This window comes from Sporosarcina saromensis (assembly GCF_054901285.1).
In genome coordinates this window covers 3,083,037-3,106,750 of record NZ_CM142738.1, presented here as the reverse complement: position 1 = coordinate 3,106,750, position 23,714 = coordinate 3,083,037, and the positions used below count along the sequence as shown (strand labels likewise).

At 39.5% G+C, this 23,714-nt stretch carries 23 protein-coding genes; 12 read left to right on the top strand and 11 right to left on the bottom strand.

Going from position 1 to position 23,714, the window contains the following annotated elements:
• The first annotated feature begins 31 nt into the window (after positions 1-31).
• Both tnpC and ACVHUV_RS15905 read left to right on the top strand, forming a co-directional pair.
• On the top strand, positions 32-1,249 hold the full coding sequence (gene tnpC, locus ACVHUV_RS15910; protein ID WP_462085253.1) for an IS66 family transposase: 1,218 nt from the start codon (positions 32-34) through the stop codon (positions 1,247-1,249).
• A gap of 351 nt (positions 1,250-1,600) precedes the next feature.
• Positions 1,601-1,885: a DUF6509 family protein gene (locus tag ACVHUV_RS15905; RefSeq protein ID WP_462085252.1), complete on the top strand. Its 285-nt coding sequence runs from the start codon at positions 1,601-1,603 to the stop codon at positions 1,883-1,885.
• A 76-nt stretch (positions 1,886-1,961) separates the two neighbouring features.
• On the opposite strand, the gene ACVHUV_RS15900 is transcribed toward ACVHUV_RS15905, so the two are convergent.
• Complete coding sequence (locus tag ACVHUV_RS15900; RefSeq protein WP_462085251.1) at positions 1,962-3,650, bottom strand: methyl-accepting chemotaxis protein; 1,689 nt, start codon at positions 3,648-3,650, stop codon at positions 1,962-1,964.
• 278 nt (positions 3,651-3,928) lie between these two features.
• On the opposite strand from ACVHUV_RS15900, the gene ACVHUV_RS15895 reads away from it, so the two are divergent.
• A complete protein-coding gene (locus ACVHUV_RS15895; RefSeq protein ID WP_462085250.1) occupies positions 3,929-4,912 on the top strand; it encodes an NAD(P)/FAD-dependent oxidoreductase in 984 nt (327 codons plus the stop codon).
• Between the two features lie 96 nt (positions 4,913-5,008).
• Here the strand turns inward: ACVHUV_RS15895 and ACVHUV_RS15890 are convergent, their stop codons facing one another.
• From ACVHUV_RS15890 to ACVHUV_RS15880, 3 genes are all read right to left on the bottom strand, one after another.
• Positions 5,009-6,112, bottom strand: a complete 1,104-nt coding sequence (locus tag ACVHUV_RS15890) for a DUF1648 domain-containing protein (protein WP_462085249.1) — start codon at positions 6,110-6,112, stop codon at positions 5,009-5,011.
• A 4-nt stretch (positions 6,113-6,116) separates the two neighbouring features.
• On the bottom strand, positions 6,117-6,494 hold the full coding sequence (locus ACVHUV_RS15885; protein WP_317942898.1) for a GntR family transcriptional regulator: 378 nt from the start codon (positions 6,492-6,494) through the stop codon (positions 6,117-6,119).
• A 127-nt stretch (positions 6,495-6,621) separates the two neighbouring features.
• Entirely contained in the window at positions 6,622-8,106 is a 1,485-nt protein-coding gene (locus ACVHUV_RS15880) for a polysaccharide deacetylase family protein (protein ID WP_462085248.1), read from the bottom strand.
• An 849-nt stretch (positions 8,107-8,955) separates the two neighbouring features.
• On the opposite strand from ACVHUV_RS15880, the gene trhO reads away from it, so the two are divergent.
• The 3 genes from trhO to ACVHUV_RS15865 all read left to right on the top strand — a co-directional run bounded on the left by trhO (position 8,956) and on the right by ACVHUV_RS15865 (position 12,162).
• A complete protein-coding gene (gene trhO / locus ACVHUV_RS15875; protein WP_317942902.1) occupies positions 8,956-9,933 on the top strand; it encodes an oxygen-dependent tRNA uridine(34) hydroxylase TrhO in 978 nt (325 codons plus the stop codon).
• A gap of 242 nt (positions 9,934-10,175) precedes the next feature.
• Positions 10,176-11,621, top strand: a complete 1,446-nt coding sequence (locus ACVHUV_RS15870; RefSeq protein WP_462085247.1) for a vWA domain-containing protein — start codon at positions 10,176-10,178, stop codon at positions 11,619-11,621.
• 355 nt (positions 11,622-11,976) lie between these two features.
• A complete protein-coding gene (locus tag ACVHUV_RS15865) occupies positions 11,977-12,162 on the top strand; it encodes a hypothetical protein (RefSeq protein WP_462085246.1) in 186 nt (61 codons plus the stop codon).
• Between the two features lie 109 nt (positions 12,163-12,271).
• Here the strand turns inward: ACVHUV_RS15865 and ACVHUV_RS15860 are convergent, their stop codons facing one another.
• The 3 genes from ACVHUV_RS15860 to ACVHUV_RS15850 form a co-directional block, all read right to left on the bottom strand.
• Positions 12,272-12,994, bottom strand: coding sequence for a toast rack family protein (locus tag ACVHUV_RS15860; RefSeq protein WP_462085245.1), 723 nt, complete (start codon positions 12,992-12,994; stop codon positions 12,272-12,274).
• 150 nt (positions 12,995-13,144) lie between these two features.
• Entirely contained in the window at positions 13,145-13,594 is a 450-nt protein-coding gene (locus tag ACVHUV_RS15855) for an ImmA/IrrE family metallo-endopeptidase (RefSeq protein ID WP_462085244.1), read from the bottom strand.
• 12 nt (positions 13,595-13,606) lie between these two features.
• On the bottom strand, positions 13,607-13,939 hold the full coding sequence (locus tag ACVHUV_RS15850; protein ID WP_462085243.1) for a helix-turn-helix domain-containing protein: 333 nt from the start codon (positions 13,937-13,939) through the stop codon (positions 13,607-13,609).
• A 177-nt stretch (positions 13,940-14,116) separates the two neighbouring features.
• Here ACVHUV_RS15850 and ACVHUV_RS15845 point away from each other — a divergent pair, with 177 nt between their 5' ends.
• From ACVHUV_RS15845 to ACVHUV_RS15830, 4 genes are all read left to right on the top strand, one after another.
• The gene (locus tag ACVHUV_RS15845) at positions 14,117-14,515 is read left to right on the top strand and encodes a DNA-binding response regulator (RefSeq protein WP_371389381.1); all 399 of its coding nucleotides are present in this window, start codon (positions 14,117-14,119) and stop codon (positions 14,513-14,515) included.
• A gap of 444 nt (positions 14,516-14,959) precedes the next feature.
• Positions 14,960-15,199, top strand: a complete 240-nt coding sequence (locus ACVHUV_RS15840) for a BhlA/UviB family holin-like peptide (RefSeq protein WP_371389382.1) — start codon at positions 14,960-14,962, stop codon at positions 15,197-15,199.
• A 157-nt stretch (positions 15,200-15,356) separates the two neighbouring features.
• Entirely contained in the window at positions 15,357-16,160 is an 804-nt protein-coding gene (locus tag ACVHUV_RS15835) for an N-acetylmuramoyl-L-alanine amidase (RefSeq protein ID WP_462085242.1), read from the top strand.
• A gap of 346 nt (positions 16,161-16,506) precedes the next feature.
• On the top strand, positions 16,507-17,325 hold the full coding sequence (locus tag ACVHUV_RS15830; protein WP_462085241.1) for a DUF368 domain-containing protein: 819 nt from the start codon (positions 16,507-16,509) through the stop codon (positions 17,323-17,325).
• An 88-nt stretch (positions 17,326-17,413) separates the two neighbouring features.
• Here ACVHUV_RS15830 and ACVHUV_RS15825 read toward each other — a convergent pair whose 3' ends face one another.
• The 4 genes from ACVHUV_RS15825 to ACVHUV_RS15810 all read right to left on the bottom strand — a co-directional run bounded on the left by ACVHUV_RS15825 (position 17,414) and on the right by ACVHUV_RS15810 (position 21,125).
• Positions 17,414-17,752, bottom strand: a complete 339-nt coding sequence (locus ACVHUV_RS15825) for a DUF5658 family protein (RefSeq protein ID WP_371389385.1) — start codon at positions 17,750-17,752, stop codon at positions 17,414-17,416.
• Positions 17,753-17,897: 145 nt separating this feature from the next.
• Positions 17,898-19,382, bottom strand: coding sequence for a catalase (locus tag ACVHUV_RS15820; protein ID WP_462085240.1), 1,485 nt, complete (start codon positions 19,380-19,382; stop codon positions 17,898-17,900).
• A gap of 432 nt (positions 19,383-19,814) precedes the next feature.
• Positions 19,815-20,300, bottom strand: a complete 486-nt coding sequence (locus tag ACVHUV_RS15815; protein WP_462085239.1) for a DedA family protein — start codon at positions 20,298-20,300, stop codon at positions 19,815-19,817.
• Between the two features lie 18 nt (positions 20,301-20,318).
• Entirely contained in the window at positions 20,319-21,125 is an 807-nt protein-coding gene (locus ACVHUV_RS15810; RefSeq protein ID WP_462085238.1) for a phosphatidylserine decarboxylase, read from the bottom strand.
• 57 nt (positions 21,126-21,182) lie between these two features.
• Here ACVHUV_RS15810 and pssA point away from each other — a divergent pair, with 57 nt between their 5' ends.
• Complete coding sequence (gene pssA / locus ACVHUV_RS15805; protein ID WP_317942927.1) at positions 21,183-21,716, top strand: CDP-diacylglycerol--serine O-phosphatidyltransferase; 534 nt, start codon at positions 21,183-21,185, stop codon at positions 21,714-21,716.
• A gap of 135 nt (positions 21,717-21,851) precedes the next feature.
• A complete protein-coding gene (gene recQ / locus ACVHUV_RS15800; RefSeq protein ID WP_462085237.1) occupies positions 21,852-23,648 on the top strand; it encodes a DNA helicase RecQ in 1,797 nt (598 codons plus the stop codon).
• Positions 23,649-23,714 lie beyond the last annotated feature (66 nt).

The window sequence follows — 23,714 nt, the reverse complement described above, 5'->3', positions numbered from 1 at the left end:
GCCTGCCCTTAAAGGAGCAGGCCTGTTCAGATTGCGGTCATTCTATGCATGTGATGAAAAAAGAATCCGCCGTGAAATCAAGATCATCCCTGCTCGCGCAGAGATTGTCCAACACGAACGTGACGTTTTCTCTTGTCGAACATGCGAGAAAGAGAATACTCATACACCAATTGTAAGAGCTTCAATGCCAGAAGCTGTCATTCCTAAAAGCATGGCATCACCTTCAGCGATTGCTTATGTGGTGACGCAAAGGTATATGTATGCCACGCCACTACATAGGTTGGAGGCACAGTTTCGCCAATTGGGTGTTCATCTATCTAGGCAGACGATGTCCAATTGGTTAGTCCTTTCTACAGAGGAACTACTTCGTCCGCTCTACTCTGCGATGCATCAATTTATTTTATCGCTTCCAGTACTTCATGCAGACGAGTCAACACAACAAGTTTTGTACGAAGAGGGTAAGCAGCCTTCTTCGAAGTCATATATTTGGTTATACAGGACTGGGAGGATTGGGCCTCCATGTGCCATATATGTATATTCATCAACTCGAAGCGCTACTAATCCAAAACTCTTTTTGGAAAATTTTAAGGGAACGCTTCATACAGATGGCTATTCAGGCTATGAGGGGTTGGAAAACGTTAGTCTCTCAGGGTGTTGGGCACACTTAAGGCGTTATTTTGATAAAGCTGTAAAAGCTGCCCCAAAGAACAAGAAAGAAGCGCCCACTCTTTCAGAATTAGCACTTATGAAAATTGGAGAGATTTATAAAATTGAAAGAAAAATCACCTCTCAATCTTTCGCAAAGCGCCGTAAGGTGCGCCGCAAGGAAAGTTTACCACTCGCAGAGGCTTTTTTCGCATGGCTTCAATCCATTCAACCAATAGTCACACCGAAAAGCCAACTAGGTAAAGCAATTAAATATGGAATCAATCAAAAAGAGAAGTTACTGCGTCCTTTTTTAGATGGAATACTCGACATTGATAACAATAGAGCAGAGAGATCAATCAGACCATTTGTATTAGGACGGAAAAACTCACTATTCTCGATTACTCCAAAAGGGGCTCAATCTACTGCCATCCTTTATAGTATCGTGGAGTCGGCGAAAGAGAATAAGTTAAATGTCTTAGCCTATCTAGTTCACCTCTATGAAACGCTTCCTAACATTGATAAGAACAATGTGAATGAGCTTGCAAAATTGTTCCCTTGGTCGAAAAAGCTGCCGGAGCAATGTTACCTATCTACAAATTAAAGGATTCATTACTAAAATAAAGGATCTGCACCCGGAAAAACAGGTGCAGATCCTTTTACGCTTACGAAGAATGCACTGTTCACGAAGAAATATGCTGCGATTAGGGAAGGATGCTGTAGCGATTGAATGACCGTTGCGATTTCTTCGATAAGCAGCTATGGCAAATAATGCCGAGAGGATACATTTACCAGTAAATATGTTTTGCGTTGTATGCTTCATGAATAGAATCGTATTGTATCGGTAAGAATCAAATCTTTGGAACAGAAATCGGTTAGAAGTGGACAAATGTTGAACGCTTTCGCTAAAAGTGTTGTAAAATGAAAGAAAGTAACTACCGATAGGATGATGATGATGGAAATTATGGAATATAGCATGATCGAAATGGTGGATCCGACTGGTATTTTATCTGGTCAGCGATATGAGTTTCGCATTTATGTGAAATTTGAAGAAGAGGATGAACTTTATACAGAGCAGGGGACTGGAGTCCGTGTACTTTATGTTGTAGATGAAGAAACCGAGAAGGTGGCATCTTATCATCTTTTTGATCGTGCGACGGATGAAGTGTTGGATTTTGAATTAGATGAAGAGGAACAACTGGTTATTGCTGAATTTTGCAAAGAGCATCTAGGCGACTGAACAGATACTGTTTCTGTAGCAAAACTTAAAAAGGCGGCGCACCAATTTTGAGTGCGCTGCCTTTTTGCGTTGTTCATTACAAGGAAAACCTGTTGACTTCCTTTTGAAGATTTTCTGCTAACCGTGCCAACGATTGTGAACTCGAGGAAATCTCTTCGTTCACAGCAAGTTGTTCTTCAGTTGCAGCGCTCGTTTCCTGTGCTGTGAATGCAGTTGACTCTGCTAGTTTTCTTACTTGAATAGATGAATGTGAAATCGCTTCTGTCATTGAGCGGATTTGTTCAATAGCTTCCGCTACAGTGACAACATTGTCGTTAACGTCATTGATAGAGTGTTCAATTGTATTGAACGTTTCTTGGGATTGATGTGTAGCGTCTAGACCGTCCTTCACACTGTCTCTACCTGTATGGATAGCTGAAACTGCTTGACTCGTAGCCTGTTGGATGGAAGTAATCATCTGTCCAATTTCTGTTGCCGATGTTTTAGATTGTTCAGCTAAATGACGGACTTCCTCCGCGACTACTGCAAAGCCTTTTCCGTGTTCTCCAGCTCGTGCTGCTTCAATTGCTGCATTTAACGCTAACAGATTTGTTTGTTCGGATATAGCAGTAATGAGAGACGTGACTTTTTGAATTTCCGCAGATTGTTTTGCCATTGCTTGAATAATGGTTGCAGCTTCTTGAATAACGGAATCCGCCTCGTTCATTTGTCCAGATAGTCGTTTGACAGTCGATGAGCCATCTGTAACGTGGGAAATCACTGCACGCATTGCATCGAGCATTTGTGCATTGCTTGCAGCAATCATGTTGACGTCAGCTGTCAGTTTGGAAACGGATGTGACAGTATCACCTACTAATTCAGCTTGTTCTTCACTATCTTTCATATTTTTCTCTGAAGCTGTTGCAACGAGTTCGGATGATGCTAGACTCTCTTCAGAACTTGCAGAAAGCTGTTCAGCCTGTGCAGCTAATTGATGGGAAGAATGCCGGATTTGTTCCAATAAACCTTTCAGATCAGTTGCCATTTTATTGAACGCTGTAGCCATGACGCCAATTTCATCTTTATTTTGAATGTGTAATGATTCAATGGTCAGATCACCAGACGCAACGCGTTCAATAGCAGCCGTCATTTTTCTAACAGGATTGCCAATGCTCCGACTAATGAAGGTAGCGATAATGAGTGAAAGTATAATGGCAATACCAATGAATACAAACGTTATCATATGTACAGTCTTCGTTAAACTTGCCAATTCTTGTCTTGATTGTTGCATTGCTTGTTGTTGATGTTCTTTTAAAGCAGTTGCTCTCTCCATAATTTGTTCGTTCAATGTGTTTGCATCACGTAGTAATGTTCGATTTTGCGTCTCGGAAGCTCTCATTAAGCTATAACTGAGTTCATCTACTAGTTCCCCAAATTGTAATTGCAGTGTAGTAAGCTCTCCGACAAGTTCAGCGTCTGAGGAATTTCTAAACGACTCGTTTAGTTCAACCATTAACTTTTCTGCATGGGCAGTTGACTCATCTCTTTGGTCGACAAATTCTTTCGTTTTAAATAATACATAACTACTAATGGCGATATACCGTTCTTTTTGTGCACTAATCAATTCATCTGCAAGGTTCACTTTATGCGCACGATCTTCAATGAACAAATCGAACTCCTCGTTCATCTTATACGTTGCAAAAAACGAGGAACCCCCCATTATAAGCATGATGACAAGAAGAATTGAGAACCCCATCCAAATCTTTTTTGATACTGATAATTTCACACTACATTCCCCCTGAATTTCACTCTAGTAGTACAGTCCATATACCTATTATACTTGTTTGATAATATAATACTATATAAAAATTATAAAATTTAAGCGCTTTCAATTTTTGTGCGGAAAAGTACGTAGAATTCTTTAAAAAATTTCGCACTGATCCGTTCGTTTTTTGTGATTTTTATTGAAAAATAGTAGATAATGTGTAGAGTAGAAAGTAGGAAATACTGATGAGGGTGTTTTTTTATTCATCGAAAATTCTAAGAAAACTGGAGTGTTTATAGATGAACAATGAAATCGTCGACATTACAATTATCGGTGGGGGGCCAACAGGTTTGTTTGCTTCCTTTTATGCAGGAATGCGCGAGATGTCTGTCAAGATTATTGACAGCCTTCCACAACTAGGAGGTCAGTTAGTCGAGCTCTATCCTGACAAATATATTTACGATGTAGGTGGATTTCCTAAAATCCTTGCAAAAGACCTTGTAGCAAATCTTGTAACCCAAGCTCATTACGCAAAACCGGAAATCTTGCTTGGAGAGACTGCACTCTCTTACACAAAAGAAGATGATCACTTTGTGCTTACGACTGACAAAGGGACGCATTTGACACGTACAATCCTTTTGACAGCAGGAATCGGTGCTTTCCAACCACGTAAGATTGGTTTGACAGAGGAAACTGATTTTGAAGGAAAGACCTTGCATTATGGAATAAAAGATCTTTCACTCTTCAAAGATCAAGAAGTACTTGTTTGTGGTGGTGGAGATTCAGCTGTGGACTGGGCATTAATGCTCGAGGATATTGCTTCATCCGTTACACTTGTTCATAGAAGAGAACGCTTTACCGCTCATGAAACGAGTGTCAATCAATTGATGGCATCTAAAGTGAATGTGTTAACATCTCGTAATGTCAAGTCCATTATAGGTGAAGGAGGTACTGTGAAAGAAGTGGTTGTTGTCCAAAAAGACGGTGCAGAAGAAACGTTGGCGATCGATCATGTAATCGTCAACTACGGTAATATCTCTTCACTCGGTGCGATTAAAGAATGGGGACTTGAAATGGATCGCAATTCCATTTTGGTCAACTCTCGCATGGAAACGAATATTGAAGGAATCTATGCAGCTGGTGATGTAACAAATTACGATGGAAAAGTGAAGCTTATTGCTGTCGGCCTTGGAGAAGCTCCAATTGCTGTCAACCATGCAAAAGCGCATATTGATCCGAAAGCAAGGTTGCAACCTTTACACAGTACGAGTGTGTTTAATTAATTTTCAACAATAAAGTGACGAATTGTGCATCGAAAAACCGCGCGGAACCTAAGTGTTAAAACTTAGGATTTACCGCGGTTTTTTATTGTTCGATGTTCAAAGGAAAAATGCAATAGCGAGTATGACCGCAATTGGACCGAATAAAATGAAATAGCCAATCGGATTGCCGAGATTAATGGTCCAGCCTACTCCGAAACGTTTCTCAACGAATATGGATGGATCGTTTTTGTTGACATAGAATACGCCAGCTTTCCAGTACCGGTCTTCATCTACATCCGTAATGCCTTGAGGGGTTTGTTCTTCTAAGTCAATTTGGATACGTGCCCCACCTTGCCCTATCTTATAGGCGTAAATAGCAGTTCCGACTAAACTGATAACAAGAAAACCTAATGGTGCGGTAATAAGTAGCAATGTACCGCCTATTTCTTCGTGAATAATTGTTAGTTGGAAAAAAGCAAGTAGTAAGGTTGTCAATAACGTTGTTAGAAATAGAAACCAACTTGTGTATTTCCTGAATGTTAGTTGTTGTATTTTTGATTTATTTTTATTCGTAGCGTTCAGTTTAATGCCTGACTTCTTTGTAAAATAATTTATAGCACTCATCATGCCTTGCATCACAAGAAGAATGAGGAGAAGGGCAACTGCGGTAAAGGGATTCTTTTCACTGAATGCATCAGGTGCGCCAGTCGGACCCCAGTGTGTAGGGATCAAATGAGGCAAGTGCTCATAATTTAATGTTGTATAAATGATCAGTCCAATTGTAATCGTCATTGGAAGTGTAAAATAAATTGTCGGCAACATTTCGTCAGCGGAGCGGCTCGATAAATCTACAACGCGAATTTGTTTTAAAGTCGCTCCCCATTCATTGTCCTGTTTTCGTTTTGCTGTTTTACTATGAAAGACAACATATAGAATCATGCTTACCAAAAGGGTGATAAATTGTAGCGCCAAACCACTTCCGACAATTGTCGCTTCTGTAGAATCATTTAGACTTCGTACAATGAAAGTGATTGCACTTATAAATCCTGTAAGGAGTGTCCCGGTCATATAATATTTTTTGTACTGTGCCAATTTGCTATCTTCGGTATGTCCTTCTGGAATTGTAACGCCAAAGACAACGGTCCTTTTGACGAAATAAGGTGTACCTGCTTGCATGCCTGTCAAAAATAAAATGATAACTGTCATGATGATGACGGTCATTTCCTTAGCCCTCCTTATAATCTGACATAATTGTTAAAGCAATCGATAGTACTTCATCTTTGTTCATTCCGTAAACTGTTGATTCAGCAAGTACAGTTTTTAAAGCATGTGTTATTGTAGCGAGTTGTTCGTCAGTTGGTGTTGTTATCTCGCTTACGACTGCTCCCGATTTAGGAATGATTCGAATGATACGTTTTCGTTCCAGCTCGTGGTATGCTTTATTCACGGTATGCATATTGACACCGAGATCAGCGGCCAATGAACGAACGGAAGGTAACGTATCGTTAGGTTGGAGCTCTCCTTTGGCAATCAATTCAATAAGCTGATTGACCAATTGCGTATATATGGGGATTTCTGAAGACGGTTCAATTTCGATGAACATGTTAACCCTCCAATCTGTTCTAATTGAATTATAACAGAAATATGCCTAGAATCAATGCTGTGAATAAACAAAAACCGCGTGACACCATCTCTGAAAAATGATGGTGACGCGCGGTTTTTAGTTTACCTTAGTAGGTTGTTTGATTTAATTCGGCAACTGTAACAAATTCATATCCTTCTGTTTCCAAATACGAAAGAACAGCATCGAGCCCGTCTGCTGTGGCTTGGTGGATGTCGTGCATTAAAATGATACTTCCGTCTTTGGTCTGTTCTTTTATGAGTTGGAGAAGTGTGTCAGGATTACGGTGTTTCCAATCTAATGTATCCACGTCCCACAAAACAACAGGGAGTTCAGTTTGAAAACGTACCATTTTGTTAACCGCTCCATAAGGTGGCCTGAAAGCTTCGGGTTTATGGCCAGATATTTTTTCAATCATCTCACTCGTAGATTCAATTTCTTTTTGAACTCGATCAGCTGAGAGTTTTGTAAGATCTGCATGGTTCCATGTATGGTTACCAATTTCGTGACCAGCTTCTATTACTTCATTTACAACATCAGGGTAATATTCGACGCGGCTTCCTAGCATGAAAAATGTTGCTCTTGCTTCATACTTTTTAAGTGTGTCAAGAATTTGCCGCGTTATTTTTGGGTCTGGTCCGTCGTCAAAAGTAAGAGCGACTAATTTTTTTGATGGTTCTACTTTATGTTCATTATCCGTGTGAGTTGTTGACTGGTCATGTGTAGAGTCATCTTCCTCCTTAGTAGGTGTTTCTGTTGAAGGGTAGTCTTCATTCGGATCCGTTGGTTTTGTCGGTTGAAACACATCGATTAGAAAAGGCGCAACAATATCGATTGGAAGCGTAACGATTGGAGGGCCAACTGTTTGGTCTGCAATTGTCTGCTCGTCAAAATAGAACAGAAGCGATTCATCAGAAATCGCATAGTTGCGATAGTTGTTCCAAAATGGTTGTGTATGCATTTCCATACTTTTTTCTTGTACATGACCTACTAACGATGGATCCTCGTGTATTGCTGCACGCACGAATGAAGCAATCTTTTCGAGTTTAGTAGGGTCATTGTGCAACAGATCTTCTATTGAATAATGATTCCCATTTTCTGGATTCAAGTGGAACGAGCGAATTTCCAATGTACCGGCTTCTACATCACTAAAGTTCGTATTTGTTACAAGGACAAAAGAATAGTTTCCAGAATGATGGGTAATGGTCTCAAAAGAGATGTTCAATTCACCTGAAGTTTTAGTGTTCTTTTGCCTTTTTGATTTCAACTTTTGTATGTAATGGTTTTGTGCTTCAGTAATATATGTAAGTATTTGGTCGTTAAAGGAAGTGTAGTTTGTTTGTGGATATTGAATCGCAAATGGTGAATAGGGATCATTTGATGTTTTCGTAACAATTTTAACGCCTGGATAGCTCGACTCGATTTCTTCCATCTGTATTGGAGAGGTTGCGTTTGTAGAAGGACTTTCTTTTTTAGATAGAAGACCTTTCGTCGGAAAAACCAATAAAAAGGCGGAAATTGTCAATAGAATGATTGCGACTGAAAAAATGATATCAATCCAAGTGGAACGGTATTTATGGTGCAGCTTTTTCATGTTGCTAAACTCCCTTATTTTGTATTCATTGGTTCTCGAGCTTTTGAAGCCCGTGTAAGGTGCATGTTGCTGTTTTTTGGTGCTTAGTCAAAAACTTGGAGAAGCGGATTAGTAGTCTTGTTAGCTGATTAATAACGCGAAAGTTTTGGAATATAAGCGTATCGTGTCAATAAAGTCTGTTTAATGACGCGAGCGTCCCGTTTTACAAGTGTATCGTGTCAATAAAGTCCGTTTAATGACGCGCGAACACCGGTATACAAGTCTAACGCGTCAATAAATTCCGTTTAATGACGCGAGCGAACCGTTTTACAAACTTATCGTGTCAATAAAGTCTGTTTAATGACGCGCGAACCCCGGTATACAAGTCTATCGTGTCAATAAAGTCCGTTTAATGACGCGAGCGCTCCACTTTAAAAAGTCTTTCGTGCTATAAAAGTCCATTTGAATTCAAATCATCTCCTTTTTCCATTTTCGTGTCTTACTAACACGATTTATGTCGCGTCAACTAACAAAAATGAATATTGTCTTCTTAGTATGTTAGACGGATAGACTTCTGAAATAGTTTCTGTGAAAGTAAAAAAATGTCGAATGTTTACTAGTTGAAAGTATACAACAATACCTAGTAGTTTGAGTGCTGGAAATGAATGTGAAATGTACGAAACGAATCACGTATTAATTGGATAAAAACAGTGCAATGGGGTTTTTCAAAAGGTGCATTTATGATATACTGTCAAATGCCCGCATCTTGCAAATTCGGGTGAGCTTTTATGTGTTTACAATCGAATATTGTTAAACCGATCAAGCTGTTATTTCTATTGCAAAGAAAACAAACAGAAGGTGGTCGAAGAAATGGAAAAAGGAGCATACCGGGTATTGTTGTACTATAAATACGTACACATTGAAGACCCAGAAACATTTGCTGCCGAACATTTGGCATTTTGTAAGGAACTTGGACTGAAAGGTCGTATTCTTGTAGGTACAGAAGGAATCAACGGAACTTGTTCAGGTACGATTGAGCAAACAGATGCCTACATGGAAAAAATGCATAGCGATGAGCGCTTTAAAGATCTTTGGTTTAAGATCGATGAAGCGGATGGACACGCATTTAAAAAGATGCATGTGCGTCATCGCGAGGAAATTGTTAACTTAAGTCTTGAAGAGGACATCAATCCATTGGAATTGACAGGAGAGTACTTAAAGCCTGAAGAATTCTTCAAGCAAATGCAAGATGAAAATACAGTTGTTTTTGACACAAGAAACGACTATGAATATGATCTAGGTCATTTCAGAGGAGCCATTCGTCCGGATATTGAAAATTTCCGTGATCTACCTGAATGGGTCCGTGAAAATAGAGAGCTGTTTGAAGGCAAAAAAGTCCTTGCGTATTGCACAGGCGGCATTCGATGTGAAAAATTCACTGGGTGGATGAAACGCGAAGGATTCGATAACGTTGCTCACCTTGAAGGTGGAATTGTCACATACGGAAAAGACCCTGTCGCAAAAGGACAATTATGGGACGGACAATGTTACGTATTTGACGAAAGAATTGCTGTTCCGATTAACCAAGTTGAACACGTAGTTGTCGGTCGTGACCATTTTGACGGAACGCCTTGCGAACGTTATGTGAATTGTGCAAACCCAGAATGTAACGATAAAATCTTATGCTCAGAAGAAAATGAGCATTTCTATATGCGAAGCTGTTCGGATGAATGCCGTACACATCCACGAAACCGTTATTTCACAGAACAAAACATGACGGTAGATGAATTTAATGAAAGACTCGCGGCGATTGAGGCAAAACGTAACGAAGTAGCTACTGCGAACTGAATAGATGAAAGACGTTAATGAAAAAGGCACATGGAACGAAGTTTGATTACTTTGTATCTATGTGTTTTTTGTTATGTGTCACCGAGTAAGTAAGGGAAGTAAATCAATTGAATAGTTCTTTCGAATATGGAAATTGTATGTAATTTTCATTTTATAGTTCATTCGGATTGTAATGTGTAGAAAATGGAACTTAGCGAGTTGTATACCGTATAAACGGTAAAGTCAGAAAGGTGGTAGCGATTATGAAAAACTATTTATTAGTAGCTCTATTAATTGTTTGTACCTTCCTCGCAGGCTGTTCTAAAGGAAATGAGAATGTGGACTCCGAATTGCCAGTAGAACAGTCCCCTGAAAATGAAGTGAAACAAGATGAGGAAGAACAAAATAATCAAATGGAAGAGTCGTTAGATAAATCACTTCTCCAAAACATCTCTTCAGTAAAGAGCGTTCAATCTGTAGAAGATTTGTCAGAATTGTCACCGGGCTCGTTGACAAGTGAGTTCACTGTAGAAGAAGAGACGTCAATGTGGGCAAAAACCGAAGTTCCTAGTGAGCTGCGTCCTGTGTTTTTATCCGAAATGAAAGAGGTTCTGAAGCGCACAGAGGACCCTGCAATGATTGTAAAAGCTCTAAACTATTACCTTGGTGGTGCTCAATACAAAGAATTGGTCGACCCGCTTATAACCTATCATCCTTCATTCACTGAACCTTTGATGCCTGAACCTTATGAGATGAACGAAGAAGGCGAGCGAACGAAACACCCTGCAAAAGCGCTTATTCTCCTCGATGCCAGTTCCAGTATGTTGCTCTATGCGGATGGACGCTTGAAAATGGATACAGCGAAAAGTGCAGTAAAGAGCTTTGCGACGGCAATTGGACAAAAGAGTGAAGTATCCTTATATGCATATGGACATAAAGGGACGCAAAGTGCATCTGATAAAACACTTTCTTGTGGGACGATTGTGGAAGTGTATCCTTTAGGAGAATTCAAAGAAAAAGAATTTAATAGCGTATTGGATAATGTAAAGGCAAGCGGTTGGACGCCGTTAGCAGAAGCGATTAAACAGGCCGGTATCGATCACAAAGACACGACAGAAGACCTAACAGTGTACATTGTTAGTGATGGAGCAGAAACTTGTGGGGGAGATCCGATTGCAGAGGCGAAGGCATTTGCACAAGGAAAGACCGGTCGACATGTCAATGTAATTGGTTTTCAAGTTGATAAAGATGCAGAAAGTCAGTTGAAAGCAGTAGCAGAAGCTGGGAATGGTACGTACATGGCTGCAAATTCCCTTGAAGAAATGACAGCAGGTATGTCGAAAATTTGGTTACCATCTGATTTGGATCTTGTCGGTCTCGTCTATGCAAAGCCGATTGGTTGGCCAAAAACAACGGCTCTCACAACGGTGTCGGACTATGCTAATAAAGCGAAAAAGGCGATTAAAGTAGAAAACAATCGATTGATCGGTGCGGCAAAACTACTTAAAGATGAAGCGTTAGTAAGTGATAGCCAGGAAGAAGAACTTATCACTTTCATTAACGACCAAAAAGATGCTTACCAAAAACTAATTGACGATTTGGAAGAAGAGAAACGCAAGCTAGTTGAAGATGAAGTCGACAGGATTGTTAAAAAAATTGATGACTATCAAGCGAGAATGAAAGAATTGAAAAAACAAAATGCAAAGTAAGCTATTACGAAATTGGATAAAAATCAAAATTTACCATACTAAGATACGCAGTTTGCCCACGTTTGAAGAAGTCTATTCGAAAAAGCGGTTGATGAAAATATCTGGTGAAGTTGCAACTAAATTTTTATCTATAGCGCTGTATTCCTGATAAGCCATTGTAAGTTAACGATTATTTGCAATGGCTTATTTTTATGATTGCATAGATGGTTTTGACTAATTAACGTTAGTAGATAACTAATTGCCGCCACGCTGTGCGCATACCCTCCGTATGTCCTCTTTTGTTGCGTATTGTATAGAGAGTGGGAAGTAAGGTTGCTTCTCTCTTTCAACTACTGTGCAGGGAGGAGGAGTGGACATGTTATTTTTTGAAGATGAAATTAAGAAAGTGAGTAAAAAAGTCGGTCCTTCTGGATGGAGTACGATGAGATTGCAAGATCCTCGTATTAACGGTCAGTTAAGGAAGGATCAAATTGCAAGAGAAACTGAAGCAAAAAATGTAGCGATGCGACGAAGTCGTTTGTTAAACGGGTATGACGGGTAAAACATAAGGCTGCACTGACCGACTATTTAAATAGTAAAGGGGCATTCGCTTAAAATGTAGCGAAATGTCCCTTTTCAGTTTGTGGCGAAGATCGTACATGGAATTTCACCTAATCAACTATTTTGAAAGTAACATTTCCTACACCCATATCAATGGACAAGTCGATCGTATGCTTAGCGGTTCCATATGCTTCGTTTACGTATACACCTTTCCCTTGTGGAATGAAATCATTCGTGTTGAACCGACCGACCCCTTTTGAAACGACAAGTTTTATGCCTGTATCTTTCGGTAGATAAATCGTCGTGTCTCCAACGCCCAATCGTAAGTCAACAGGAAAACTGTGGTCCCAGTTTCCACTTAAGTCGATTGTCGATTCTCCAACCCCACTATCGATTGCAAGACTGCTCAGTTGGATGCCTTTTAAATCCAAATTTGCTGTAGAAACACCTAAGCTGACAGCTAATTTTACTGGAATCTCATTTGTGAGCTGCAGCGACCAATCGTTCTGGAACTTTTTATTGGAAAAACCAATATTCATTGAAGATTTTTGTTTCAGGTGTGCAGAACCGATTTTGTTTTTGTTTTTATACGTTAGCGATGGTTTCCACTTCTTATCGGTATAGTCGAAAGTCCCGTTTACCCAGTCTGAAGCGCCGCCGACCATTTTTAATGTACCGACGCCAAAGTGAATTGTCATATCCAATGATTTTGCATCGTCTCTTTGTATGATAGCTTCCTCGTTCACTGGAATGTTTAGCAGTTTTTCGTATAAAAAAATACCGATGACGACTAAAAATCCCCCTATTAATCCAGCCCACAACACTTTTTTCATGCCCATTCTCCTTTGCTTTTCGGATGAACGCTAACCCTTTAACACTATCATAGCGTATAGTGGTGATATAGCCACTAGACGGACGTATGATTTGTTCTCGGTCTTAAGACGTAGTTGTCAGAAGAATGATACGTAACGAAGGGAAAACATTTACCGCTGCTTAACAACAGATAACGGTTCAAAGAAGATTTCATACGCTTTGTATTGAACCGAAACACCGAATCGAGCATGATAATGTTGAATGGATGCTAGTAAATAGTCTTCTGTTACTTCCAAATGACTACACACTTCTTCGATTGAAAGATAATTTAACTCATAGCAATCAATCAGTTTGTCGAGCGAGACAATTTTTTCGTACCCCCACCTTCTTGCAATCAGTTCAAGTTTCCAATTGGTGAGAGAAGATGCATCCGTAATGTCCCCATAAGTCGTTTCATAATGGCCAATCTCTTCCGCAAGAATACAATGTTTTTCATAGGATGAACGATGTTGGTCGATGAGAATCATATTATCCATATAAACTCCACCTAATCCTACCGGTAATGTTTTGACTTCTTTAATTGCTAAATGTGAATATTGGGCGAGAAGCAACTCATACATCATCGTACCGCCTCACTTTCGCTGCGATTTGAGAAATTGGATATACTTTTGAATCTCTTTCACTTCTTCTTCTGTAAGGTCTTCATCCATATGCATAGCTATAGTTTCAACTTTGTTAGCTTTCTCTTGTGTCAATCCAAGAATGCCATCAACAGAAACATTAAATGTTTCTGCAATTGCTTTCACCATACGGGTTTTTGGTTCAATAGATCCTGACTCCCATTTTGAGACCATCCCTTTCGTAATGGCAAGATGATGTTGACGATTGATACGTTCAGCAAATTCTTCTTGTGACAACTTATTTTCCAGACGGACTTTCTTAATTTCAGAACCTAAAGTTTCCATGCATTAACCTCCCTGATCTGTATGAATAAGTATACTGTAAAGTTTCTTTTGTGACAACATTTCGTGTATTTATTGTTGAAAGTGAAACCGAACATATGTTATCTTCATTTAAAAGTTTCATATGTGAAACTAAGGTTTTCATTGTTTCAAATGTGACTCAATTGAGGAGGCGTGGACATGAGGGCAGAAGAAATGGAGCAATTAGTGAGAGATTATCACTGGATGGTAAATAGTGTGGCGGTGATTAGAGAGTCGATGGAACATGTCGGTGGATTGACTGCTAAGTATGGAAATGACGCAGCAATGCCGAAAAAAAGCGGTGTCCAAAATGATCCTGTTTTCAGAGAGGTGACAAGGAGGGAACGCAGAATGAATAAGATCATTGAATATGAGAAAAAAATAATGATTGTGCAACGAAGACTCACCGCGATAACGGATGATCGAGAGGCTGAAATCCTTCATTGGTTATTGGAGGGGAAAAGTTTGCGTTGGATTGGTCGGCATATGAAAATTTCTGATCGGCATATTGGAAGATTAAAAGATTTAATCATTAGAAAAATGTGTGATGAAGAATAGAGAAAGACATGTATCGAGTCAAATCGCGCCATCATCATGTTTTGATTAGAAATTGATGTCGCAAATGTCGCGTAGGTCGAATAAATGACTTGAACATATTGGGTGCGTTACACTATGTTTAAGCAAAAAAGAACATGTGTTCTATATAAGGAATGGTTCGAGATACTTTACGAATGATGTGATGAGAAGAATGTCTAGATCTTGAATTGTTCGGTGTACAAGCAACATGAATAGAGCGGTTGTCTGCGTTTTGGACATCGCTCTTTTTGAATTTAAAAATTTTATAGAAGGGACATTTGAAAATTCCATTCGGAAGTGATGAAGAGGTACAAGCATGAATGAAAATAAAGGAATACATTAAAAAGAAGAACGTGAAAAAAGGTGAGAGGAGCAAGAGAAAAGGATTGGATTTTATAGTGAAAAGAGTATGTGGTGAGGATGCACATGTCCAAAATTGGTGGCAATCAAGAAGGGAGAGAGAGAATGGATGCAAGAGAAGTCCTCGGTTACTTTTTGACACAAGGGCCATTTGCTGTACTGTTTGTTTGGTTATTCATGTACCAAGTAAAGAGCAGTGAAGCAAGGGAACAACGGTATCAGCAGTTATTGACGACGATGGCGGATAAATATGACGACATTATAAAAGAAATTCAAGAAGTGAAGGAGCGATTGCCGCCTAGGTAGATATCGCTCTTTTTATTATCCGAAAGGAGGTGATGCCTGAGAAATTAAGAACAAAAAAGGAGGTGAAATACTAAAACTGAAAGAATAAGTGGTGTAAAGAAAGTAGAAAACTGAAATTTGAAATTAAAAACAAAAAACTAATAGGGAGGAAATGAAAATGGTTAAAATTTATATCGATCCGGGACACGGTGGAACGGATCCTGGAGCAATTGGGAATGGATTAAAGGAGAAAGATGTAACGCTTGCTATTGCGACGAGGGTTAGAAATATTCTTGTCAACGAGTATTCTAATGCTACGGTGCGTATGAGTCGGACAGGGGATCAGACGGTCAGTCTATCCCAACGTACGAATGATGCAAATGCTTGGGGAGCAGCATTCTACTTGAGCATTCATATTAATGCGGGTGGAGGTAATGGGTACGAAGATTATATTCATAGCAACCTTTCGGATAGCTCAACGACAGCACAACTAAGAAATACGATTCATTCAGAAATCGTGAAATTGATTGATATGCCGAACCGTGGGAAAAAGAAAGCGGATTTCCATGTGCTACGAGAAACGCGTATGCATGCAATGCTAACGGAAAATGGATTTATTGACTATGCATCGAACGCTTCGTTAATGAAAACGTCTGCATGGTTGGATAAAGCTGCTAGAGGACATGTAAACGGATTGGAAAAAGCGCTTGGGTTACAAAAAACGAGTTCTCCACCACCTTCTGGATCCATTTTATACCGGGTCGTTGCCGGTTCATTCACATCACGAGCCAATGCAGATCAACGTGTAGCAGAATTACAAGCAAAAGGCTTTGATAGTTTCATTGACATTTACACGCAAGGGGGCGTCACTTATTATCGCGTCATTGCAGGTTCATTTGCGGATAAGTCAAATGCGGACAAGCAAGTAGCAGATTTAAAAGCTGCTGGATTTGACGCCTTCATCATTACTGTATTTTCATAATGATGATTTAGTTAGTATGTACGAAGGTTTTCTAAACGTAATGAGAGGTCGCATGAAAATGCGGCTTCTCGAATTTTTTTACGGATGATATTGTTACCTTATTATTTTCCATCTACAACTATCAATTGACTACATTTATCTTTAGAGAAAGGAAATCAACATACATAGGAGATTTCACGGTAACAGTCTATGAACCTAAATTGAAGAAAGGACGTCTTATAGTAAGAAGATGAAGTGTGTTTTCATTAATTGAAAAGTGATAATAGTGGAAGTGTACTTTATATGGCTTATGGTAATTGTGAAATGGTATACTACTATCATTGAATGATATTGGAGGAACAGATTTATGGAATGGAAAAATATTTATCGAGGGTTCTTAATGGGAATCAGCGACTTAATTCCAGGAGTGAGTGGCGGTACAATAGCATTCATCCTCGGTATATATGATCGATTACTTATTGCAATTAGCGGCTTTTTTAGTCGAGAGTGGAAAAAGCATATCGGTTTTCTACTTCCGCTTGGAATTGGAGTTGGGTTAACGTTAGTCCTTTTTAGCAAACTGATAAACTTCTTGTTGGAGAATTATGAACAACCGACACAATTTTTCTTTTTAGGACTGATTATTGGTGTGGTTCCATTTATCTCCAAACAAGCTGGTGTGAAAAAGAACTTTACAATTGGTCATTATGTGTTGTTAATCGTCGTGGGTGTAGCATTGGCTAGTACGGTATTCATTAAACCGGCTGATGCAGTAATTATTACATCCCTATCGATGCAAAATGCATTAGGTCTATTTTTTGCTGGATGGGCAGGTAGTATGGCGATGTTATTACCAGGTGTGAGTGGCTCATTCATCTTATTGTTGCTTGGTGTATATGCTACTGCCATTAATGCTCTCTCTACATTAAACCTTCCAATTATTGTAGTTATTGGAGCAGGGGTCATTGTCGGTTTTATTGCCAGCAGTAAAATTATCCATTACTTATTGAATACGTACACATATGCAATGTTTGCCATCATTATCGGTTTAATCTTAGGTTCTGTATTCGTTATCTATCCAGGTATTCCTGATAGCGGTACACCATTTGTGATGAGTGTTGTTGCCCTGATTACAGGGTTAATAGTAGCAAATATGTTTAATGCAGCTGACCCGAGTGAAAAGTAAGCATTTATAAGTAGAACAAGCCCTCTTTGGTTTACTGTAACCGAAGAGGGCTTGTTGCATTTTTCAGCGATGTTTGGATGAACGACATTTATAAAAAAGCCATCACAATAATTATCCAGTAAATGTGCATGCTAACAATAACGACATAGATGATCAGTGCGAATAAAACGGTGTATTTTAAAATTGTTGATGTTTTTGCAAATTGAATTAACGTTAGAAGGATTGCCGGTAAAAGGATTTTCATTCCATAAAACAGTAGTATACTTTTGTCGTGCACAAAGCGCATAAGCGGGTTCAACTCTTCTATATGGCCTTGGCGTATCCCGATATCGGTAAAAACCGCATCGATGATACAAAGACAAGCAAGTAGAAAACTTGTATGTACAATTCTATTTTTAGAAGAATGAATCATATCGACAGTTTCCATTCAATTTCACTCCAGACATAGTAGGGCTTATGTCAAATAGGATATGGAGTTTATATGTGTTTTATTCAATTTAGATATGTAAGGTCACAAAAAAGCCAATGGTCCCAAGCAAGGAGACCATTGGCTTTCATATTTGTTTCGTTGTTTACTTCGCTGTTTCAAGAACGTCGCTCATTGGAATGGCGAGTGCGTTCGCTACACCTTCTCCATATGCAGGGTCTGCTTTGTAGCAGTGAAGGATATGTCTGTACTTAATTTCGTTTGGTGCATCTCCTAAATTACGAGCTGTATTACCGAACAAGACGGCTTGTTGCTCAGGTGACATCAGTCTAAATAGTTTTCCAGGTTGTGTGAAGTAATCATCATCATCTTCTCTAAAATCCCAATGTGCAGCATCACCGTAAACTTTTAAAGGTGGTTCTTTGAAATCAGGTTGGTGGTTCCACTGTCCGAAGCTGTTTGGTTCATAAGAAGTTCGGCTTCCGTGATTTCCATCTACGCGCATTGCGCCGTCACGATGGAAGCTGTGGAATGGGCATTTAGGAGCGTTAACAGGAATTTGGTGATGGTTCACGCCTAAGCGGTAGCGTTGTGCATCGCCATATGAAAATAATCGTGCTTGTAACATTTTGTCAGGTGAAAAACCGATACCTGGGACAATTGCTGCAGGTGTAAATGCAGCTTGTTCTACTTCTGCAAAATAATTGTCGGGATTTCGATTCAACTCGAATTCACCTACTTCAATGAGTGGGAATTCATCTTTGTACCATACTTTTGTCAAATCGAATGGGTTGTAAGGCATGTTTAGGGCTTGTTCTTCCGTCATCACTTGAATATACATTTTCCATTTCGGGAAGTTGCCATTATCGATGCTGTCCAATAAATCTCTTTGATGCGATTCTCGATCTATACCAACTAATTCAGTTGCTTGTTCATCTGTCAAATTCTCAATGCCTTGCTCGGAACGGAAGTGGAATTTCACCCAAACGCGTTCATTATTTGCATTGATCATACTGTATGTGTGACTTCCGAAACCGTGCATATGTCGATATGTTTTTGGAATCCCGCGATCACTCATGACAATCGTAATTTGATGTAAGGCTTCAGGGAGGGAAGTCCAAAAATCCCAGTTGTTTGTTGCGCTTCTCATGTTTGTACGAGGATCACGTTTCACTGCGTGATTTAAATCAGGGAAGTGAAGCGGATCTCTAAAGAAGAAAACTGGTGTATTATTTCCAACAAGGTCCCAGTTTCCTTCTTCCGTATAAAATTTTAGTGCGAAACCACGAATATCACGTTCAGCATCGGCAGCCCCTCGTTCACCAGCTACAGTCGAAAACCGAGCAAACATCGGAGTCTGTTTCCCTACTTCAGAAAATAGTTTAGCCCTCGTGTACTGTGTAATATCATTCGTAACAGTAAAAGTCCCATAAGCTGCTGAACCTTTTGCATGCATTCGTCTTTCAGGAATAACTTCGCGATCGAAATGAGCGAGTTTTTCAATTAGCCAAACGTCTTGTAAAAGAATCGGTCCTCTTGGTCCAGCCGTCATGGAATTATGGTTATCACCAACAGGTGCACCCGCAGCAGTTGTTAATTTCGTTTGAGAATGATTATCATTGATAGTCATTGATAATTCCTCCTTGGAATAGTAGTGTGCTAACTTCAATTATCAATATACCATAGGCGTTCATGTAAAACCAGTGTTATTTATAATAATTATTGTTAAGAAATTAATATCGATTAATAGCGATTATTAAAGAATCTTGTTGTGACCAAATGCAGGAACAATTATAGTGAACTCAAAGAGTTGATGATGAAAGAGGCTGCTGATCTTAGTATTAGTTAGCGTATAATTTTTTTCTAAGCAGTTGGAAGGACGGATAAAGTCCTTCCAACTGCTTTTTTTTATCGTATTTAAACAATACAAATCAGTGATCCCAATTAACTATGTATCTTGATGGAGTTGCTCGTAACAACGATTGTTATGACAGTATTCAACCGACAGATATCCGAAAATCGACAGACTGTAACTTTTCAGATTTGGAGAGACAACAACGTACTAGAATGGAAAGTGTACGAAGTATCCAATTGTTAAAAAAGTGATAGAGGATATAAAAGTTCCGATACTAGCGAAAACAAGGTATCTTCGAATGTCTACACCTGAACTTCCTGACATGTAACAAATAATATGTCGCATACCTGGCACAAAATAGCCGATTGTAATTGCCCATGAACCATACTTATTAAACCAACTGTCCACTTTTTGGATCCGTTTTGGTGAAAGGCTGATCCATTTTCCATATTTCATGAGTAACGGTTTTCCGACTTTGCGACCAATCGTGTAAGTGAATAGGGTTCCTGTCAACACACCGAGAATTGTAATGACGAACGCGCTGAAATAATTCAGCGTACCGACTGCTGATAAATGTCCGATGAAAGCAACGACCACTTCATCGGGTAACGGTAGCCCGAAAATTCCGAGCGCTAAAAATATATATACGGCAAAATAACCGTAATGCATGACAAAGTCTTCAAACTGTAACATTCCTTATCCCTCATTTAGTTAAATTTCGTTGTTCTGTGATGGTTGAGGTTCTATCCATTCGCCAATAGGCTGCCCTACTTTTACTTCAGTTCCTGATGAAAGTACTGTCTTAAAGTGCGCATCGTCTTCAATGAAGAGAATGACTGTGGAACCGAAAGAAAAGTAGCCGAACTCATCGCCTTTTGTACAGTTTTTTGACGTGCTTGTCAGGTGGATGCTGTTGACATTCAGTGCACCAACTTTGATAATTGCAAGTTTGCTATGGGTCGTTTCCATTTCGGAAATCAACCGATAGTTCGTTGCAAAAGGTTGATTGCCAAGTCGTAATCCTAAATCGTTGACAGGAAAAGATGTTGTTCCTAATGCATATCGATTGACCAATTGTCCATTAAATGGGTAGTGAAAATGATGATAATGACTGGGTGATAAGTAAAAAATATAGAAAAAACCATCTTTGTACGTATTTGCGCTCTTTTCATCTCCCAAAATTTGTTTTATACTATATAGATGATCTTTAATGTAAAAAGACTGTTGTTCATTGATTTTGCCGGATGCTGTCAAATAGCCATCTACCGGTGAAGTCATCACATTTGCTCTTTGATCGATCGGGCGTACGCCGTGCTTTAAATTTCTCGTGAAAAAATCTTGAAGACTTTTATAATGCTCTAGCGGATATTCCGCTTCCTCTTCATTGATACGGTATGCGGAAGCAAAAGGCTTTAGTAGTCTCTTACTCATTGAAGAGCGGGTAAATGTTTTTAAAATCGATGAGGACACTGGGTGTCCTGTCAATTCGACGAATTGTTTAAAGAGTGTTTTTTTCATTACGGTAGTCTCCCATGCAAATAGTATGTAGTAGAAAAAATAGACGGAGGAATTCTCATGTTTTTATCCAGATACTTTGATTATACTAAAATAAAAGGGCAGTTGGCGAATGCAATTACATTGACGAACCTTAGCTTCGGAATCATCGCCATCCTCTTAATCTCACGCGACCTTAGCCATATGAGTCTTGTATTCATCTTTTTAGCAGCCCTATTTGACCGTTTTGACGGTATGGTTGCAAGACATTTCCAATCAGAATCGTTGTTTGGTAAGGAATTGGACTCGTTAAGTGATTTAATATCTTTCGGTGTCGCACCTGCTTTATTAATTTACACGACAAATTTGTCTAATATGTTATGGGTTGGGATTGTGGCTACAATCTTTTACATTCTTGCGGGGGCAGTTCGCCTTGCTCGATATAACGTAAGAGAATTTGATGGGACATTTTACGGTGTGCCTATTACTGCAGCTGGCGTTCTGTTAACATTATCTTACTTCTTAAGCCATTATGTCGGTCCTGCCTTTTTTGTAATCGTTATGATCATACTCGGAATTCTAATGGTAAGCAATATTAGGATTGCAAAAGTATAATAATATGTTGTTTTACTTTCTTTTGCGCTCAACGATCATCAGATTCGTTGAACGCATTTTTTCTATTTTCTTGGAGACGCTATCAAATGTCTGCTATTCTAGAAGAAGCGACTTATTTAGAATGGAGTAATGTGCATGATGAAGAATTTGGAGGTGACATCAATCGAACAATTACAATCCGTGCTCTCCACTTACTTTGGATATTCATCGTTTCGAACTGGACAAGAGCAGGCGATTCAAAATGTCTTGCATGGACGAGATACGTTATGTGTGATGCCAACAGGTGGAGGAAAATCAATCTGTTACCAAGTACCAGCTATGGTCATGGAAGGTACGGTTCTAGTTGTGTCACCATTAATTTCTCTGATGAAGGACCAAGTGGATGCACTTCTACAGATAGGTGTACAAGCCGCGTACATAAACAGTTCATTAACGACTGAAGAATATTTTGGCGTTATGGAAAACGCCTTAGCTGGCGCATATAAACTATTATACGTTGCTCCAGAACGGTTCGAGTCCCAATCGTTTATTCAACAAATCAACAAGATGGATATTCCGATGATTGCCATTGATGAAGCGCACTGTATTTCACAATGGGGGCATGATTTCAGACCGAGCTACCGAATGATGCATACGGTCATCAATTCGTTTGTGAAGAAACCAGTAGTCCTCGCTTTGACTGCAACTGCAACACCTGCAGTGCGGGATGATATCTGTCACCAATTGAACATCGATCCCGAATTTACTGTGATGACAGGTTTTGAAAGAAGTAATTTGACGTTTTCCGTCGTGAAGGGACAAGACCGGGACAAGTTTGTGAAGGCGTATGTAAAGAAAAATGAAGGCGAAGCAGGCATTATTTATGCGGCTACGCGCAAAGCGGTTGACCAAGTATATACGATGCTCGAGCGGACCGGAATTGCAGTTGCTAGGTATCATGCTGGTTTATCGGATGTTGTTCGTCAATCTGAACAAGATCGTTTTCTTATGGATGAAGCGACTGTCATGGTAGCGACAAATGCATTTGGCATGGGCATCGATAAAAGTAATATACGTTATGTAATTCATTACCAGATGCCGAAAAATATGGAGAGCTATTATCAAGAAGCGGGTCGTGCGGGAAGGGATGGACTTGATAGTCACTGTACCTTATTATTTTCGTCGCAAGATGTCATTACGCAACGGTTCCTTATTGATCAATCACAAGATGTCAATCGGATACCTGGTGAGTTGGAAAAATTACAATCGATGATCGACTATTGTCATACCGAATCTTGTCTACAAAAATTCATCATCTCCTATTTTGGTGAAAGTGACCTACAAGATTGCAACCGTTGTGCAAATTGCACGGATACGCGGGAACGGGCTGATGTAACTGTTGACGTTCAAAAAGTGTTATCTTGCGTTATTCGGATGGGGCAACGTTTTGGTAAGACGATGATCGCCCAAGTGTTGACCGGTTCAAGAAATAAGAAAGTTGTCGAATTCGGATTTGATAAACTGACGACATATGGCATTATGAAAGGCCGCAACGCGAAGGAAGTGTCCGATTTTATTGAGTTTATTATCTCGGAAAATTATCTAGGTGTTGAAAATGGTCAATTCCCGATTATTTATGTGACGGAATTAGGCAAAGATGTGCTGACTGGGAAAACTAAAGTCTATCGGAAAGCGACAGTTGAAACAAAACAGATTACGCAAGACGACCCGTTATTTGACCAATTACGCGCACTTCGATTGAAAATTGCGCAAGAAGCAAGTGTTCCGCCTTTCGTCGTCTTCTCTGATAAATCATTACGGGATATGGCTGCTAAAATGCCAATGACCGACGAAGCGTTTTTGGAAGTCAATGGTGTAGGTGATGCAAAGCTTGAGCGGTATGGAGAAGCGTTTATGGAAGAAATCAAAGCTTTTTCAAAGCAGATGGTGTAAGAATTTTAGACAAAAGGAAAACCGCGTGCGCGTCTCAAATGAGTCGCCGGTACGCGGTTTTTTACG

Coding starts and splice junctions, on each gene's coding strand:
- ACVHUV_RS15820 (WP_462085240.1), bottom strand. CDS start 19,382: ATGACTATCAATGATAATCATTCTCAAACGAAATTAACAACTGCTGCG.
- ACVHUV_RS15855 (WP_462085244.1), bottom strand. CDS start 13,594: ATGTATGAGTTGCTTCTCGCCCAATATTCACATTTAGCAATTAAAGAA.
- ACVHUV_RS15840 (WP_371389382.1), top strand. CDS start 14,960: ATGTCCAAAATTGGTGGCAATCAAGAAGGGAGAGAGAGAATGGATGCA.
- ACVHUV_RS15815 (WP_462085239.1), bottom strand. CDS start 20,300: ATGTTACAGTTTGAAGACTTTGTCATGCATTACGGTTATTTTGCCGTA.
- ACVHUV_RS15905 (WP_462085252.1), top strand. CDS start 1,601: ATGGAAATTATGGAATATAGCATGATCGAAATGGTGGATCCGACTGGT.
- ACVHUV_RS15865 (WP_462085246.1), top strand. CDS start 11,977: ATGTTATTTTTTGAAGATGAAATTAAGAAAGTGAGTAAAAAAGTCGGT.
- trhO (WP_317942902.1), top strand. CDS start 8,956: ATGGAAAAAGGAGCATACCGGGTATTGTTGTACTATAAATACGTACAC.
- ACVHUV_RS15870 (WP_462085247.1), top strand. CDS start 10,176: ATGAAAAACTATTTATTAGTAGCTCTATTAATTGTTTGTACCTTCCTC.
- recQ (WP_462085237.1), top strand. CDS start 21,852: ATGATGAAGAATTTGGAGGTGACATCAATCGAACAATTACAATCCGTG.
- ACVHUV_RS15850 (WP_462085243.1), bottom strand. CDS start 13,939: ATGGAAACTTTAGGTTCTGAAATTAAGAAAGTCCGTCTGGAAAATAAG.
- ACVHUV_RS15890 (WP_462085249.1), bottom strand. CDS start 6,112: ATGACCGTCATCATCATGACAGTTATCATTTTATTTTTGACAGGCATG.
- ACVHUV_RS15830 (WP_462085241.1), top strand. CDS start 16,507: ATGGAATGGAAAAATATTTATCGAGGGTTCTTAATGGGAATCAGCGAC.
- ACVHUV_RS15880 (WP_462085248.1), bottom strand. CDS start 8,106: ATGAAAAAGCTGCACCATAAATACCGTTCCACTTGGATTGATATCATT.
- ACVHUV_RS15825 (WP_371389385.1), bottom strand. CDS start 17,752: ATGGAAACTGTCGATATGATTCATTCTTCTAAAAATAGAATTGTACAT.
- ACVHUV_RS15835 (WP_462085242.1), top strand. CDS start 15,357: ATGGTTAAAATTTATATCGATCCGGGACACGGTGGAACGGATCCTGGA.
- pssA (WP_317942927.1), top strand. CDS start 21,183: ATGTTTTTATCCAGATACTTTGATTATACTAAAATAAAAGGGCAGTTG.
- ACVHUV_RS15885 (WP_317942898.1), bottom strand. CDS start 6,494: ATGTTCATCGAAATTGAACCGTCTTCAGAAATCCCCATATATACGCAA.
- ACVHUV_RS15895 (WP_462085250.1), top strand. CDS start 3,929: ATGAACAATGAAATCGTCGACATTACAATTATCGGTGGGGGGCCAACA.
- ACVHUV_RS15810 (WP_462085238.1), bottom strand. CDS start 21,125: ATGAAAAAAACACTCTTTAAACAATTCGTCGAATTGACAGGACACCCA.
- ACVHUV_RS15860 (WP_462085245.1), bottom strand. CDS start 12,994: ATGAAAAAAGTGTTGTGGGCTGGATTAATAGGGGGATTTTTAGTCGTC.
- ACVHUV_RS15845 (WP_371389381.1), top strand. CDS start 14,117: ATGAGGGCAGAAGAAATGGAGCAATTAGTGAGAGATTATCACTGGATG.